General features: G+C 70.2%; 9 protein-coding genes. 5 read left to right on the top strand and 4 right to left on the bottom strand.

Going from position 1 to position 13,819, the window contains the following annotated elements:
- Positions 1 to 123 precede the first annotated feature (123 nt).
- Positions 124 to 1,728, top strand: a complete 1,605-nt coding sequence (locus DBV35_RS13420) for a L,D-transpeptidase family protein (RefSeq protein ID WP_157961726.1) — start codon at positions 124 to 126, stop codon at positions 1,726 to 1,728.
- A 300-nt stretch (positions 1,729 to 2,028) separates the two neighbouring features.
- Positions 2,029 to 3,726 (top strand): peptidoglycan L,D-endopeptidase MepK, encoded by a 1,698-nt coding sequence (locus DBV35_RS30650; protein WP_245943955.1) that lies wholly within the window; start codon positions 2,029 to 2,031, stop codon positions 3,724 to 3,726.
- A 371-nt stretch (positions 3,727 to 4,097) separates the two neighbouring features.
- Here DBV35_RS30650 and DBV35_RS13410 read toward each other — a convergent pair whose 3' ends face one another.
- Positions 4,098 to 4,379: a DUF2312 domain-containing protein gene (locus DBV35_RS13410; RefSeq protein ID WP_108660835.1), complete on the bottom strand. Its 282-nt coding sequence runs from the start codon at positions 4,377 to 4,379 to the stop codon at positions 4,098 to 4,100.
- A gap of 662 nt (positions 4,380 to 5,041) precedes the next feature.
- Here DBV35_RS13410 and DBV35_RS13405 point away from each other — a divergent pair.
- The 3 genes from DBV35_RS13405 to DBV35_RS13395 all read left to right on the top strand — a co-directional run bounded on the left by DBV35_RS13405 (position 5,042) and on the right by DBV35_RS13395 (position 9,256).
- Entirely contained in the window at positions 5,042 to 5,554 is a 513-nt protein-coding gene (locus DBV35_RS13405; RefSeq protein ID WP_245943954.1) for a DUF1036 domain-containing protein, read from the top strand.
- Positions 5,551 to 6,981 carry a pyruvate kinase gene (pyk, locus tag DBV35_RS13400; RefSeq protein ID WP_108660833.1) on the top strand — a complete coding sequence of 477 codons (1,431 nt, stop codon included), beginning with the start codon at positions 5,551 to 5,553 and terminating at the stop codon, positions 6,979 to 6,981. The genes DBV35_RS13405 and pyk overlap by 4 nt, the downstream gene beginning before the upstream one ends.
- 109 nt (positions 6,982 to 7,090) lie before the next feature.
- Entirely contained in the window at positions 7,091 to 9,256 is a 2,166-nt protein-coding gene (locus tag DBV35_RS13395) for a glycosyltransferase (RefSeq protein ID WP_108660832.1), read from the top strand.
- Positions 9,257 to 11,257: 2,001 nt separating this feature from the next.
- Here the strand turns inward: DBV35_RS13395 and DBV35_RS13390 are convergent.
- Genes DBV35_RS13390 through DBV35_RS13380 form a run of 3 tightly spaced genes read right to left on the bottom strand, consistent with a single transcriptional unit; the run spans position 11,258 to position 13,733 of the window.
- Positions 11,258 to 12,259, bottom strand: coding sequence for a 5-oxoprolinase subunit C family protein (locus tag DBV35_RS13390; RefSeq protein WP_108660831.1), 1,002 nt, complete (start codon positions 12,257 to 12,259; stop codon positions 11,258 to 11,260).
- Positions 12,256 to 12,969 (bottom strand): 5-oxoprolinase subunit B family protein, encoded by a 714-nt coding sequence (locus DBV35_RS13385; RefSeq protein ID WP_108660830.1) that lies wholly within the window; start codon positions 12,967 to 12,969, stop codon positions 12,256 to 12,258. Before DBV35_RS13385 ends, DBV35_RS13390 begins: the two co-directional genes overlap by 4 nt.
- Positions 12,969 to 13,733 (bottom strand): LamB/YcsF family protein, encoded by a 765-nt coding sequence (locus tag DBV35_RS13380; protein ID WP_108660829.1) that lies wholly within the window; start codon positions 13,731 to 13,733, stop codon positions 12,969 to 12,971. Before DBV35_RS13380 ends, DBV35_RS13385 begins: the two co-directional genes overlap by 1 nt.
- Positions 13,734 to 13,819 lie beyond the last annotated feature (86 nt).

Here is a 13,819-nt window from a genome sequence, read left to right as displayed (position 1 = left end):
AATGTGAGGCAGCACGGTCGTGCCGCGCAACCAATGCTATCTGTCACCTCCATAGATGGCCATGGGTGCGCGATTGTAAGGCCGGAGCTTCGGAAAATGAGAGATTGGTGCGGAGACGGGGCGGTGGCTCGGGGTCTCCTGTTGTCTTGTGGCGTGATTTTCGCGGCGATCCTCAGTGCGGGCCCCGGTGCGGCCGAGGTGCCGATCCCGCGCCTGTCGCCGAAATCGGGCCTTGCCCATGCAAGCCTCACGACACCGGCCGCGCCGCTGTCGATGGGGCCGACCCTTCCGGTCTCCTACGCCATCCGGCGCGAGGTCGGGGTCGACGTGTCCGTGGCGGTCGCCGAGTTCTATGCCGAGCGCGACTACGCGCCGGTCTGGGGCGAGGGGCGGGGCGACGCGCTGCGGGCGCGGCTCGCGGACGCCGCCGGCGACGGTCTCGACCCGGCCGACTATGTCGTCCCGCGCGCAACGTCCGGCGTCTTCAGCGAGGCGCTCGAGGATGTGGCCCTCACCGAGGCGGCGCTGCGCTACGCCAATCACGCCTATTCCGGACACCTCAAGCCGCGCAGCGTGTCGCCGATCATGACGATCGAGCCGCCGCGTCTCAACGAGGCGCGCTTCCTGCGGCGCATCGCGCGGGCGAAGAATATCGACCACGTGCTCGAAAGCGTGCATCCGCAGCACGCTCAGTATCAGGGCTTGCGCGACAAGCTGCGCGAGATCCTCGCCACGAAGGTCGAAAGGCCGCCGGTGGTGGGCGCAGGCGGCAACCTGAAGCGCGGTGTGAAGGAGCCGCGGGTCGCGGTCCTGCGAGCCCGCCTCGGCGCGACGGTCATGCGCGGCACCGACCCGACCGAATTCGACGAGATCCTCGAGGACGCGGTGAAGGCCTACCAGGTCGGGCGCGGCCTGCGGCCCGACGGGATCGTCGGCCCGCGCACGATCGCGCTGATCGACGAGGGGGCGGGCGAGGAATCCACCGCGGCGCTCATCTCGAACATGGAGCGGTGGCGCTGGATGCCGCGCGATCTCGGCGACCACCACGTCTTCGTCAACGTCCCGAAATATGAGGTGACGGTGATGAACGGGGGCGAGACCGTCTATACCGGTCGCGTCATCGTCGGCGCTCCCGGCCACCCGACGCCGATCTTCTCCGACGAGATCGAGCACATCGTCGTCAATCCCTACTGGAACGTGCCGTACTCCATCGCGTCGAAGGAGATGCTGTCCGGCATCCGCGCGAACCCGTCGGGCTATTTCGCGCGGCGTGGTTACGAGGTGGTTTCGAACGGCAAGGTGGTGAGCCCGTCCTCGCTGAACTGGAACAACGACACGCTGCGCCGGGTGCGGATCCGCCAGCGGCCGGGCAACGCGAACGCGCTCGGATCGGTGAAATTCCTCTTCCCCAACGAGCACGCGGTCTACCTGCACGACACGCCGACGAAGCACCTTTTCTCCCGCGATTCCCGGGCGTTCAGCCACGGCTGCGTGCGCGTCGACCAGCCGTTCGCCTTCGCCGACGCGCTCCTCTCCGAAGAAACGGACCTCTCCGGCAAATCACTCTCGCGCATGGTCGGCGGTTCGCAGCGCTGGCTGAATTTGAAGGTCCACATTCCCGTCCACCTCGCCTACTTCACCCGCGAGGTCACCCCGGACGGGAGGCTGAAACGGTACGGCGACATCTACGGGTATGACGCCAGAACCCAGCGTGCGCTGGGGCTTTGACGAGGGGATCCGGACATGCAATGGCCCCGCCACCTATTGTTGCTGAGCCGCAACATCCGGTGGTGGGGGCGCGTTCAGGCTTTTCCGCAGCAAGCTGATCGGTTAAGCCTCCATCAAGCGTTGGCAGGTAGAACGAGTACGGCGCCGGATGATCGGCGTGCCCTGGCCATGGGCTCGACAGGGGGCGGTTTGTCTGCATCTCGAGTAAATCCCGGTCTTCGTGATGACCAACGAGGATCGCAAGTCGCCGGAAATCCCGGCAGGCGCTGGTCTTTTGCCTGCTTCACGGGATGGCGATTTGTGGCGGCCGCGTTTCTTGTCGCGACCTTTGTGGGGGGCGCGACGGCCCCTGCCTTCGCTCAGAATCGAACGATCGAGCTTTACTTCACGCACACGCGCGAGACGCTGAAGGTCGTCTACAAGCGCAACGGCCAGTACGTCCCGTCGGGCCTGCGCGATATCAACCGCTTCCTGCGTGACTGGCGTCGCAACGAAGCGACGAAGATGGACCCCGAGCTGCTCGACCTGATCTGGGACGTGCAGCAGCATTTCGGCGGCCGCACCATCAACGTCGTCTCCGCCTATCGCTCCCCGGCCACGAACTCCATGCTGCGCAGCCGCTCGCGCGGTGTCGCGAAGAACTCGCAGCACATGGCCGGCAAGGCGATGGACTTCTACATCAAGGGCGTGAACCTCGCCCAGCTGCGCGCCTATGGCGTGTCCCGCCAGGTCGGCGGCGTCGGATATTATCCGACGAGCGGCAGCCCCTTCGTCCATTTCGACACCGGCAGCGTCCGCGCCTGGCCGCGCATGAGCCGCAGCGAGCTCGCCCGTGTCTTCCCCGACGGCAAGACCCTCCACATCCCGTCCGACGGCAAGCCCCTCTCCGGCTATGCCGAGGCCCAGCAGCTCGAGAAGTCCGGCAAGCTCGCCAAGCTGAACCGCGGTGGCGGTGGTGGCGGTGGCGGCGGCTCGCTCTTCGGCTTCGGCGGCGGCGGCGGTGGTCGCTCCGGCGGCACCGCGGTGGCGAGCCTCAACAACGACGTCATCCGTCCGGGCGCCGTCGCTGCGAACGCGCCGACCACGCCGACCCGTTCGCGGGCGCGGGATGACGAGCCGGTCAAGGTCCGCACCGCCTCCCTCGGCCGCGCGCCGAGCCAGCCGGCGAAAGAAGAGAACAAGTCCGAGGACAATGGCGGCCTCTTCCGCCAGCTCCCGAGCGTGTCGCTGGGTGGCCTGATCGGCCGCTTCCGCGACGACGAGGAGGCCGAAGACGAAGCCTCGGCGACCGAGGTGACGCCGGTCGCGCTGCCGTCCGCACCGCTGACCGCCGTCGCGCCGCCCGCCGCGGCCGAGCCAGCCGCCGCACCCGAGGCGCCGTCCGGTCCCGCGCCGGTCCCGCGGATCGCGCCGCGCGAGGCGGGGACGGACGCGCCGGCCGGTACCCCGGCACCGGCGACCGCCGGTGACGCGCCCGCCACCGGGGAGACACCCGCCGGCGAGCCGCAATCGATCGTCGTCGCGGCCCTCCCGCCGCAGCGCCCCTCAATCCTGCGCACGTCGACCGACGCCGGCTCACCGACGCTGGGCTATGCGAGCGACTCCGAGCCTGAGCTCTCGATCGCCTCGCCGCTCAGCCAGACGGCCGCGATCATCCCACGGAGCGCGCTGTCCGAGCCCGTGCCCCCGTCGGGGACGCTGACGCCGCCCGCGAAGGCGACCGCATCGCTCCTGTCGCCGCGCCCGATGGCGACCGCGGCCCTCTCCCCCGTGCGCGGCGCGAGCCCGGCCCTCATCGCCGACAGCTCCGGCATCGAGGCCGGCGGCTTCGCGACCCTCGTCGCCCCGGACCGCGAGACGGCCGCGCGTGGCGGCGTCCTGATGGCGCAGGGCTTCCTCGGCACGCCGACCGGCTTCCAGCCCGGCACGACCGATTGGCCGAGCACGGACCGCTTCACGGGCGTGCGCATCACGGTCTTCGCCAAGCCGCGCACCTGACGCGCGGCCTTCGGCCTCCATCCACCGGATCGACCGGCCCGCGGCGCAAACCACGCCGCGGGCTTTTCGTTTGTGCGCACACAATGGCAGTCGCCCGAGGGGCGCGAAATCGCATGGCTGCCATGCAACGATCCTGCGGCCGCGAACGCGGGTCGGTGGACCGGTTGTTGCGGCTGCGAATACTTCGGAATTGGAGATCAGAACGGCCGGGCCAGCGTTGTGGCGGGGGACGCGCTACGGGGGCGTCGGGGCCGGAAGGAAGGGCGCGAGCCGCTGCGGATAGGCCGCTTCAGATGCGGGTCGCGCGCTTCAGATGTGCCGCGCGGCAATCGGCGCGCGGTGTCCGTGCGAAGCCGGACGGGTCGGTCAGATCAGGCCGCCTCGGCGCGCCGCGCGGCGTCTTCCTCGTTGAAGGTCATCCCGAGCGCCTGCATGTAGAGGTCGAGGATCGCCTCGTACTCCTGCCGCTCGTTCGGCTCCTGCTTGCGCAGACGCACGATCTGGCGGAGCACCTTGGCATCGAAGCCGTTGGCCTTCGCCTCGGCATAGACGTCCTTGATGTCGTCCGCGATGCCCTGTTTTTCCTCTTCGAGCCGTTCGATCCGCTCCACGATTGCGCGGAGCTGATCACCGGCCACGCCAGCATTCACCATCGTCACACTCCATTGTTTCTCACCGACCGAGCTTGCCGAAGAGGGCTGCGGGATCAAACTGATGGACCGTCCCCATCCCCATTGTCCTCGCTTTCCGGGTCCTAGAGTGAAGGAGCGGTTAAGCGGCGAGGGGGCGCGGAGAGGATCATTCGTCGCGCGTCGGCCGGGTCGGCCTCTCTGCGCGGGACGCCCGCCATCGGCAATGGGTGGGGCCGCCGATCGGTTCAGAATTGTGTTGATAAGTCGGCGCGCTGCAATTGGCGTTGCAAAAATAGAACATACTTCGACGGATGCGATCCAGGGGGCGAATCAGGCTGATTCCGCACCCTCGGCGCATCAGGTTCCAGGTGCGGCGAGCGCGAAAACTGCAAAGAACTAGGGGAAGATTTATTTGGTCGTGTCGCCGCGCGTTACCGGATTATTAAATTTTCCTTCACGTCTGTCGGGAATAATCTTCCACCAGACGCTGTATAGTTTTCTGCGGTATGAGTAGGTGGGGTTGTGGAGATTACAGCTTCACGTCAGCGGGCAGTGATAGCGTCCCAGAACATTGTGTTGCGGAATCGATTCGCAGAGGTTAACCAGCGGTCGAATGCACTTGGCACATTGCGTGTGTCTGGTATGACATCATTGACAAGGAGCGAGCAACCTCGCATGAACGCGTGGGTTATCGCCGCGAACACGTGTATGATGAACGAAAAAAGGACGGCTCGCAGCACATGTTCCGCTTCCTAGGCCGAGTAGCCCTCACCCTCGCTTCCCTTCTTCTCGTTGGTGCAGCGGTGGTGTCGGCTCCCACAGAAGCCCGGGCAGAGCTCCGCCTCTGCAACAAGACCCCGGTCCAAATCGGTATCGCCATCGGTTACAAGAACCATGACGATTGGGTCAGCGAAGGCTGGTGGAACCTGGAAGCCGACTCATGTCAGGTGGTCGTCGACGGACCCCTCCCTTCCCGATATTATTACCTCTACGCCCTCGACTATGAAGACGGCGGCGCCTGGGGTGGAACGGCCTACATGTGCACGCGTGACAAAGAGTTCACCATCGAAGGCACCAGCGACTGCGTGGCCCGCGGCTACGAGCGGCGCGGCTTCGTCGAGGTGGACACGGGCGACAAGCTTTCCTGGACCGTCCAGCTGACCGAACGCCCGAAAGTCGGCATCGGCGGCCAATGAGACGGACGCGACGGGTTCGGATCGTCGCGACCCTCGGGCCAGCTTCCTCCAAACCAGAACAGATCGACGCGCTGCATCGCGCGGGTGCGGACGTCTTCCGCATCAACATGAGCCACACCGACCATGCGCTCCTGCGCACCCTGGTCTCGCACATCCGTGCGGTCGAGGAGAGCGTCGGCTCGCCGATCACGATCCTTGCCGACCTCCAGGGCCCGAAGCTCCGGATCGGCACGTTCGAGAACGGCAAGGTGGAGCTCGAAGGCGGTGCCCGCTTCACGCTCGACCAGGTCGACCAGCCGGGCAACCGGGAGCGCGTGTTCCTGCCCCATCCGGAGATCCTGCGCGCGCTGCGTCCGGGTCACCGGCTGCTCCTCGATGACGGCAAGCTCTCCCTCCTCGTGCTCGAGGCGGGGCCGACCAAGGCGGTCACCGAGGTGATCCAGGGCGGGCCGCTGTCGAACCGCAAGGGCGTCTCCTGCCCCGACACGCTCCTCCCCGTCGGCGCGCTGACGGAGAAGGACCGCAGCGACCTCGAAGCCGCGATGGCCGCCGAAGTCGACTGGGTGGCCCTCTCCTTCGTCCAGCGTCCGGACGATCTCGCCGAGGTGCGCAAGGTCGCGCGCGGCCGCGCCGGTCTCCTGTCGAAGATCGAGAAGCCGCAGGCGATCGACCGGCTCGACGAGATCATCGAGCTCTCCGACGCGCTGATGGTCGCGCGCGGCGATCTCGGCGTGGAGATGCCGCTCGAACTCGTGCCGACACTCCAGAAGCGCATCACGCGCGAGGCGCGGCGGGCCGGCAAGCCGGTCGTCGTCGCGACGCAGATGCTGGAGAGCATGATCACCTCCCCGGTGCCGACGCGCGCCGAGGTGTCGGACGTCGCGACCGCCGTCTACGAAGGCGCGGACGCGGTGATGCTCTCGGCCGAGTCGGCGGCGGGTCAGTTCCCGGTCGAGGCGGTCGCGACGATGGACAAGGTCGTCCACGCCGTGGAGCGCGACCCGAATTATCGCTCGATCATCCGCGCCCAGCGCCTGGAGCCGGAAGCGACGGGCGCCGACGCGCTCGCCGCCGCCGCGACGCAGATCGCCGAGACGCTGAACGTCAAGATGATCGCCTGCTACACGACCTCCGGCTCGACGGCGCAGCGCATGTCGCGCGAGCGCCCGCTTGCCGAGATCGTCGCCCTGTGCCCCGAGCTCGCCACCGCGCGCCGCCTCGGCCTTGCCTGGGGCGTCACGTCGGTGGTCAGCGACCGGGCGGGCGACCTCGAGGATTTCATCGCGATGGCCGGCGCGCGTGCGGTGGATATCGGCGCGGCGAAGACGGGCGACCGCCTCGTCGCCGTCGCTGGCGTACCGCTTCACACGCCGGGCGTCACCAACGTCCTCCAGCTCGCCTTCGTCCGCTCCTCCGACGAACGCTGACCCCCGTCGGCGCCGACCGGGCGCCGGCCTTCACCAATTCGCGAGCCCCCTTCCCGACGGCAACCTTCGGGTGTAGTCTCTATCCTAGATAGAGTAATCGAGGGTGGTGATGCGCGACTGGCCGTTCTCCGGACGCTCACGCAAGCGAACCCACCGCCCCACCGTGCCGCCGGTGGACGACGCGGCGCTCGGCGGCACGCGCCGCCCGCGCGGCGGCGGGGCGGCGCGCAAAGGGCCATCGCCCGCGCGGCCGGCCGATGTGGCGAGCCTCCTGCGCCGCCGCTCGCGCGCGACGCTGAAGCCGCGCCAGGCGTGCGTGGTGTTCGGCTTGCGCAACATGCGCCCCGGCCGGGCGGCCCAGGCCCCGCCGGACCGCACGCTGTCCACCGCGATCGAGCGCGCCGACCCGCAGGATTGCCTCGACGCTGCTTTCGCCCTCATCGCGGCCCGCCCCTCGGCCGTCATCGCGACGGCGCACGGCGACGCGTCGGTGACGCCGCCCTTCCGCGACGCGGACTATTATGGTGCGCTCGCGCGCTGGCTCGGCTGCCGGTTCGATCACGGGCACATCCTCTCCGAGCTCGTCCGCCGCGCGCCGTTCGAGGCCGTCCATCGCGACGGTGGGGTGATCCTGCGATTCCGGGTCGACGGGCGGCAGCTTCTGGTCATCGCCCCGGCGGCGGCGTGGCTGCCCTCGCTCGGCGGGCTGGTCGCCCGCTGTCCGGGCGTCGCGTCGCGGATCATCATGGTCCCCCCGCACGCGATCGACGCGGCGGTGGACGCCGGCGGCCCGCGCGTCCAGCACGGGCGGCTCGACCCGCTGCACGGCGTCCCGCCCGCCGCGCTCGCCGACCGGGTCATCACGCGCCCCCAGGCGCTCGGCTTCGCGGCGGCGCTCGTCGCGGCGTCGGTCTTCGTCGGCCTCGCGCCCTGGGTGATGCTCGGCCTTGCGACGCTCGCCATCACCGCGATCCTGCTCGGCTACGCGGGAAGCCGCGTCCTCGCCCTCCTGATGCCGGAGCGCGCCCGCGCCCGCCGCCGCCGCCTGAAGACGGCGGAGCTCCCGGACTACTCGCTCCTCATCCCCCTCTTCCGCGAGGAGGAGGGGATCGTCCACCTCGTGCGGGCGCTCCGCCGGCTCGACTATCCGCCCGACAAGCTCGACATCCAGTTCCTGGTCGAGGCGGACGATGCGATCACGCAGCGCGCCGTCGCCCGCTTCGCCGAGGGCCTCCCCTCGCGCATGACGATCGTGCCGCCCGGCACCCCGCGCACCAAGCCGCGCGCGCTCAATGTGGGGCTGCGCCAGGCGCGCGGCGCGCTCGTCACGATCTACGACGCGGAGGACCGGCCGGACCCCGGCCAGCTCCGCATGGCGGCAGAGATCTTCGCGGCCGCCCCGCCCGACCTCGCCGCGCTCCAGGCGCGCCTGTCGATCGACCATGTGGGCGACAACTGGCTGACGCGCATGTTCGCGATCGAATATGCGAGCCTCTTCGACCACATCATGCCGACGGTGGCGGCGCAGGGCCGCATCCTCCTCCTCGGCGGCACGTCGAACCATTTCCGCACCGACGCGCTGATCGCCGCCGGCGGGTGGGACCCCTACAACGTCACTGAGGACGCCGACCTCGCGATACGCCTGCGCCGCTGCGGCCACCGCCTCGCGATGATGGAATCGGAGACCTACGAGGAGGCGCCCGTCAGCATGGACGCGTGGCTGAAGCAGCGCGCGCGCTGGTTCAAGGGCTACATGCAGACCTGGCTCGTCCACAATCGCGACCCCGTCGCGCTGGTGCGCGAGATCGGCTGGGCCGACGCGGGGCTCGTCCATCTCTTCATCCTCGGCGCGCTGACGGCCGCGCTCGCCCACCTCGTCTTCGTCGTCCAGCTCGTCCTGGTGCTGACGGGCCTCGCCCCGGTCCTCATCGGCGAGGCGGGGGTGGTGACGGTGGTGCAGATGCTGACCGTCCTCATCGGCTATGGGTCGAGCTTCGCGCTCGGCGCGGTCAGCATCCAGCGGCGGCGTGGCGAACGCATCAGCGTCTGGTGCGTCCTGTGGTTCCCGCTCTACTGGATCCTGATGGGCCTCGCCGTCCTCCTCGCGATCCACGACCTCGTGCGCAAGCCCCACCACTGGCGCAAGACCGCCCACGGCGTCGCCGCCCGCCCGAACCGCCTGAAGGCAAGCCCGGCACCCCTCGCCGGCCCAGTGTCGACGAAGGGCGGGCAGGGTGCCACCGACGAGGCGGGGATCTGGCGAGGCAGTGGGTGAGGGGGCGTGGAGCGGGCTTGGGGGCGCGAATGGGCTGGCGGCATCGCCGGGGCGGGTCGGCGGTAAGGATGGCGGGGCGCTTCGTGTCGTCGGGGCCCGATCTCGGACCGGTATGGGTCGGCGAGGCCATCGTGCCCGCCGCCGGGTCGGCGCGTTCCGGGGCTCGATCTGCCGCGCGTTGCGATCCAGCCGCGTGCAATACTCACCGCATCGGTCGAACCTCGTGCGACAGGGGGAGGGGCACGGACGCCGCCAGCAAGGATCCGTATCAGGGGAGTTAGGCGGTGAGATCCGCACTCCGCCCGGAACGGACCGAGCGCGGCGCTCGGCCAGGCCCGTCCACGGGTGCGCGCCTGAATCCGACGATCGATGAACCTCGTGCGCATGCCCGGCCATTTGGCGCAATGCCACCCACGGCGTCGCCGCCCACACGAACCTCCAAAAGGCGGCCCTCGTGCTCCTCGCCGGCCCGGTAGTGACGACGGGCAGGCGGTGCTGCGCCCCGGACGGCGCGGGCATCTGGCGTGGTCGCGGGTGAGAGGCGCGAGGGCAGCGGCTCGGCGGCGCAAATGGCCCGCCAGAATCGGTGGGGCAGGCCAGCGGTACAGATGGCGGGGGCTTCGAGCCATCCGGCCCCGATCTTCAATCGATGTTGGGCGGCGAGGTGATTGTGCCCGACGCCCGACCGGTGCGCGCGGATCTCGGTCGGCTTCGCGTCGCGATCCGGTCGCGACCAATCCTCACGGCGCCCGTAAAACCCCGTGCTAGGGTGAGGACCGGACGTTGCTGACAAGGTTGCTTGTGGCGCGGAATTCGGCGGTGAAGACCCATCTGAGCCCGCAACGGACCGACAGCGGCGCTTCGGCCGGCGACCGCCATGGGTGCGGGGTTGCTCATCATGGTCCACGACGTGGATAGCCTGCCGTGCAATTGGCGCGATCCGTGTCGGGTCATCGCGGGGAGCTGGCCCTTCTGCGGATGTGGGCAGGGGCACTCCCGATTGGGCGATCAGAATAAGTGGCGGGGGCGAGGCGCCTCGGGCCAGATATTCCCTGTCTGCCGCCAGTGTCAGGCGGCGGGTTGGCCGTGCCAGTGGGTCCCGGCGCCCGGCCCGGCGTGCCAAGGCTTCGTCCGCTTCCACCTTGCGGGAGGGCGCTGATCGACAAAAATCCCGTCGCATCAATCTTCATGCGCAGAGGACGCAGACGCGACGGTGGCGGCGTCAAATCCGGAGGGGAAGGCCGCATGTTTGCGAGCGCCCGGCCGGGGTAGCGTTTGGCGAGCGCGCGGCGGTGAACACACGCCCTGACCTCGTGCGCATGCCCCACCGTCGGCGTAAGAGTACGGGGCTCCTCGCATACACGAACCGCCTGAAGGCAGGCCCCGCGCCCTCGCAGACCCGGTGTCGCCGAAGCATGGGCAGGCGCCACCGCGGAAAACGCGGGCATCTGGCCCGGCAGTGGCTGAGGCGCGCGCGCGGAGCGGGTTGGGCGGCGCCGATGGCAATCCCGAATCGCCAGGGCGGGCCGGTGGTACGGATTGCGGGGCGCTTCGGGCCATCGGACCCCGATCGGGGATCGGGGATCGGGGATCGGGGATCGGGGATCGGGGATCGGTGGGGCGCGTCGTGGTCATCGTGCCCGACTGCTGCCTGAACGGCTGGGGCAGCCTGGCGCTTCAGATGGCGGAAACGGAGCGTTGCATGTCCCCACCTCGACCCGAGAAAGCGTGGGGCGGCGGGTGATCGTGCGTGGTGGCACGCGGGCTTGGGGGCGTCAGGGCCTCCGTCGCCGCCGCCCTGCCGCACGCCCGTTCAACCCGAACTGCCCGGTCACGCCGCATTCGTCGGGCGTGGGGAGCGATCCCGGATGCTGCCGGTGGGAGTGCGGACGGCCGGGTTCCGGGAGGAAAAGGCCGCCCATAGGCGCGGGCCGGCCGGCGGCGCCCTGGCCGGCACCTCACGGCGGTCCTTGGCGAACGGCCGTACCCCGCCGGCCCGCGTCAGTCCTCGTGGGCGGGGGAGGGGCCCCAGACGCCGCCGATGAGGTTGCGGGCGGCGAGGAATTCGGAGGTGAAGGCGGCGCGGATGCGGGGGATGGGGTGGCGGCAGCGCTCGGCCAGGGTGCGGCGACGGGCACGGGCCTCGTCCTCGTCGATCCAGGCGAAGCGGACCGTGTCGCCCGGGCGGTGCTGGGTGAGGCGCGGACGGTCCGCGTTCGCGACGATTGCGATCTTCGGGTAGCCGCCCGTCGGGGCGCGGTCGGCGCACAGGACGATCGGCTGGCCGTTGCCGGGCACCTGGATCGCGCCCTCGACGATGCCGTCGGAGATGATGTCGTGCCGCACCGCCTTCAGCGGCGGGCCCTCCAGGCGATAGCCCATCCGGTCGAGCGCGTCGGTGAGGCGGTAGGGCTCGCTCGCGAAGGTGCGGCGCACCTCCTCGGGGAACATGTGCTGCTGCGGGCCGGGCAGGAGGCCGATCGGGCCGCCATCGTCGAGCGGATCCTCGTAGAGGACGGGGTCGGCGTGCGCGGCGGCGGTGCAGGGGAAGGGACGGCCGAAATCGCGCGCGCCGAGCCCGGTCCGCGCGTTCGTCGCGAGAGAGCCGAGCACGGGCGGGCCGAAATCGATGCCGCCCACGGCGACATAGGCCCACATGCCGGTGGCGCCGGGGGAGAGGCTCAGCGTCTCCCCGTCCTCCAGCGTGAGGAGCACGGGCGCCTCGAAGCTCGCCGTGCGCCCGCCGCTGATGCGCACGCCGAAGCCCGGCCCGGTGACGGCGATCCGCACCGGCCCCTCGGCGAAGAAGGACGCGCCGGCGATGCCCACCTCGAACGCCGCGCTGGTGTCGCCCGCGAGCACGGTCGCGAGGGTGAAGCGCACCCAGTCCATCGGCCCGGACTGCGAGACGCCGTAGCGCATCGCGCCCTGGCGGCCGCGATCCTGGACGGTGAGGAGGTGGTTCGGCTGGACCACCCTCAGGCGCGAGGTCTTGCCGCTCATGGGTGAAGCCGTGACAGGCCGCCGTCGCGATCGGCGCCGAGCGCGGTGAGCTCGTCGAGCGAGACGGGGCGGAAGGAGAGACGGTCGCCGACCGCGAAAGGAACCATCGCCGAATCGTCCGGCCGGAAGAGGGTGATCGCGGTGCGGCCGATCACGTACCAGCCGGTCGGCATGGAGATGGAGGTGAGGGCGGCCATGCCGCCGGCGATGATGAGGCTGCCGGCCGGCATCGGCGGGCGCGGGGCGGGCCGGCGCGGGATCGCGAGCGCGGTGTCGACGCCGGAGAGGTAGGCGAAGCCCGGCGCGAAGCCGTACATGCCGACCTGGTAGGTGCCGGCGAGGAAGATGTCGCAGAGGCGCGCCACGTCGATGCCGAGCCCGGCGGCCGCCTCCTCGATGTCCTCCGCCGCCTCGCCCTCGAGGCAGACGGGGACGCTCCAGTGCGAGCCGGTCTCGTGGGTCGGGTCGTCGTCGGGGGCGGGGAGCGCCGCGAGGAGCGCCTCGCGCGAGGTGCGCTCCGGGTCGTAGAGGACGAGGAGCGAGCGGAAGGTCGGCACGACCTCGATGAGGCCGTCGGGCGCGGCGGTGTCGAACGCGTCGGCGAGGGCGGCGACGCGGCGGCCGATCTCCGGCGCGATCTCCTCGCCATATTCGACCACGAACGCGTCCTCGCCGCTCCCGCGCAGGACGGCGCCGTCGAGCCAGTCCATCAGCGGCCGACGAAGGGTGCGAGCGTCACGCCGGCCGCCTCCAGCGCCGCACGCACGGCGCGCGCGGTGTCGACGGCGTGCGGGTTGTCCCCGTGGACGCAGATGGAGTGGATCGCCGTCGGCACGCGCGTGCCGTCGTGCGCGATGATCACGCCGCCCTTCACCATCTCGACGATGCGCGAGGCGGCGAAGGCCGGATCCTCGATCATCGCGCCGGGCTTGGAGCGGGAGCGCAGGTTGCCGTCCGCCTCGTAGGCGCGGTCGGCGAAGATCTCGGACGCGATCTCGAGCCCGGCGTCGCGGCCGGCGCGCTCGAGCTCTGTGGTCGCGATGGCGAGGAGGACGAGCGAGGGGTCCACGGCCTTCGTCGCCCGCGCGATGGCGTCGGCCACCGGGCCGTCGGCGCCCGCGAGGTTGGAGAGCGCGCCGTGCGCCTTCACGTACTTCACCGGGACGCCTTCGAGTGCGGCCATGCCGATCATCGCGCCGATCTGGTAGGCGACCATCCGCTCGATCGCGGCGGGGCTCATCGGGATCACGCGGCGGCCGAAGCCGGGCTTGTCCTCGAAGCCCGGATGCGCACCGACGGTGACGCCGTTGGCCTTCGCGAGGCGGATCGTCTCGACCATCGTGTCGGGGTCGCCCGCGTGAAAGCCGCAGGCGATGTTGGCCGAGGTGACGATGGACAGGATCGCGGGGTCGTTCCCCATCGACCAGGGGCCAAAGCTTTCGCCGCAGTCGGCGTTGAGATCGACAGTCGTCATCGCTCTTTCAGGGGTCGGGTGGCTGGAAGGTCGCGCGATCGTGTCGGACTGCAGACGGCGGGTCAACCGGCGGGACGCCGCGCCAT

The sequence above is a fragment of the Acuticoccus kandeliae genome, from assembly GCF_003073115.1.
The sequence above is the reverse complement of the archived record's forward strand: the minus strand, read 5'-3'. Positions and strand labels throughout refer to the sequence as shown.

Coding starts and splice junctions, on each gene's coding strand:
- DBV35_RS13410 (WP_108660835.1), bottom strand. CDS start 4,379: ATGGTGAATGCTGGCGTGGCCGGTGATCAGCTCCGCGCAATCGTGGAG.
- pyk (WP_108660833.1), top strand. CDS start 5,551: ATGAGACGGACGCGACGGGTTCGGATCGTCGCGACCCTCGGGCCAGCT.
- DBV35_RS13395 (WP_108660832.1), top strand. CDS start 7,091: ATGCGCGACTGGCCGTTCTCCGGACGCTCACGCAAGCGAACCCACCGC.
- DBV35_RS13390 (WP_108660831.1), bottom strand. CDS start 12,259: ATGAGCGGCAAGACCTCGCGCCTGAGGGTGGTCCAGCCGAACCACCTC.
- DBV35_RS13385 (WP_108660830.1), bottom strand. CDS start 12,969: ATGGACTGGCTCGACGGCGCCGTCCTGCGCGGGAGCGGCGAGGACGCG.
- DBV35_RS13380 (WP_108660829.1), bottom strand. CDS start 13,733: ATGACGACTGTCGATCTCAACGCCGACTGCGGCGAAAGCTTTGGCCCC.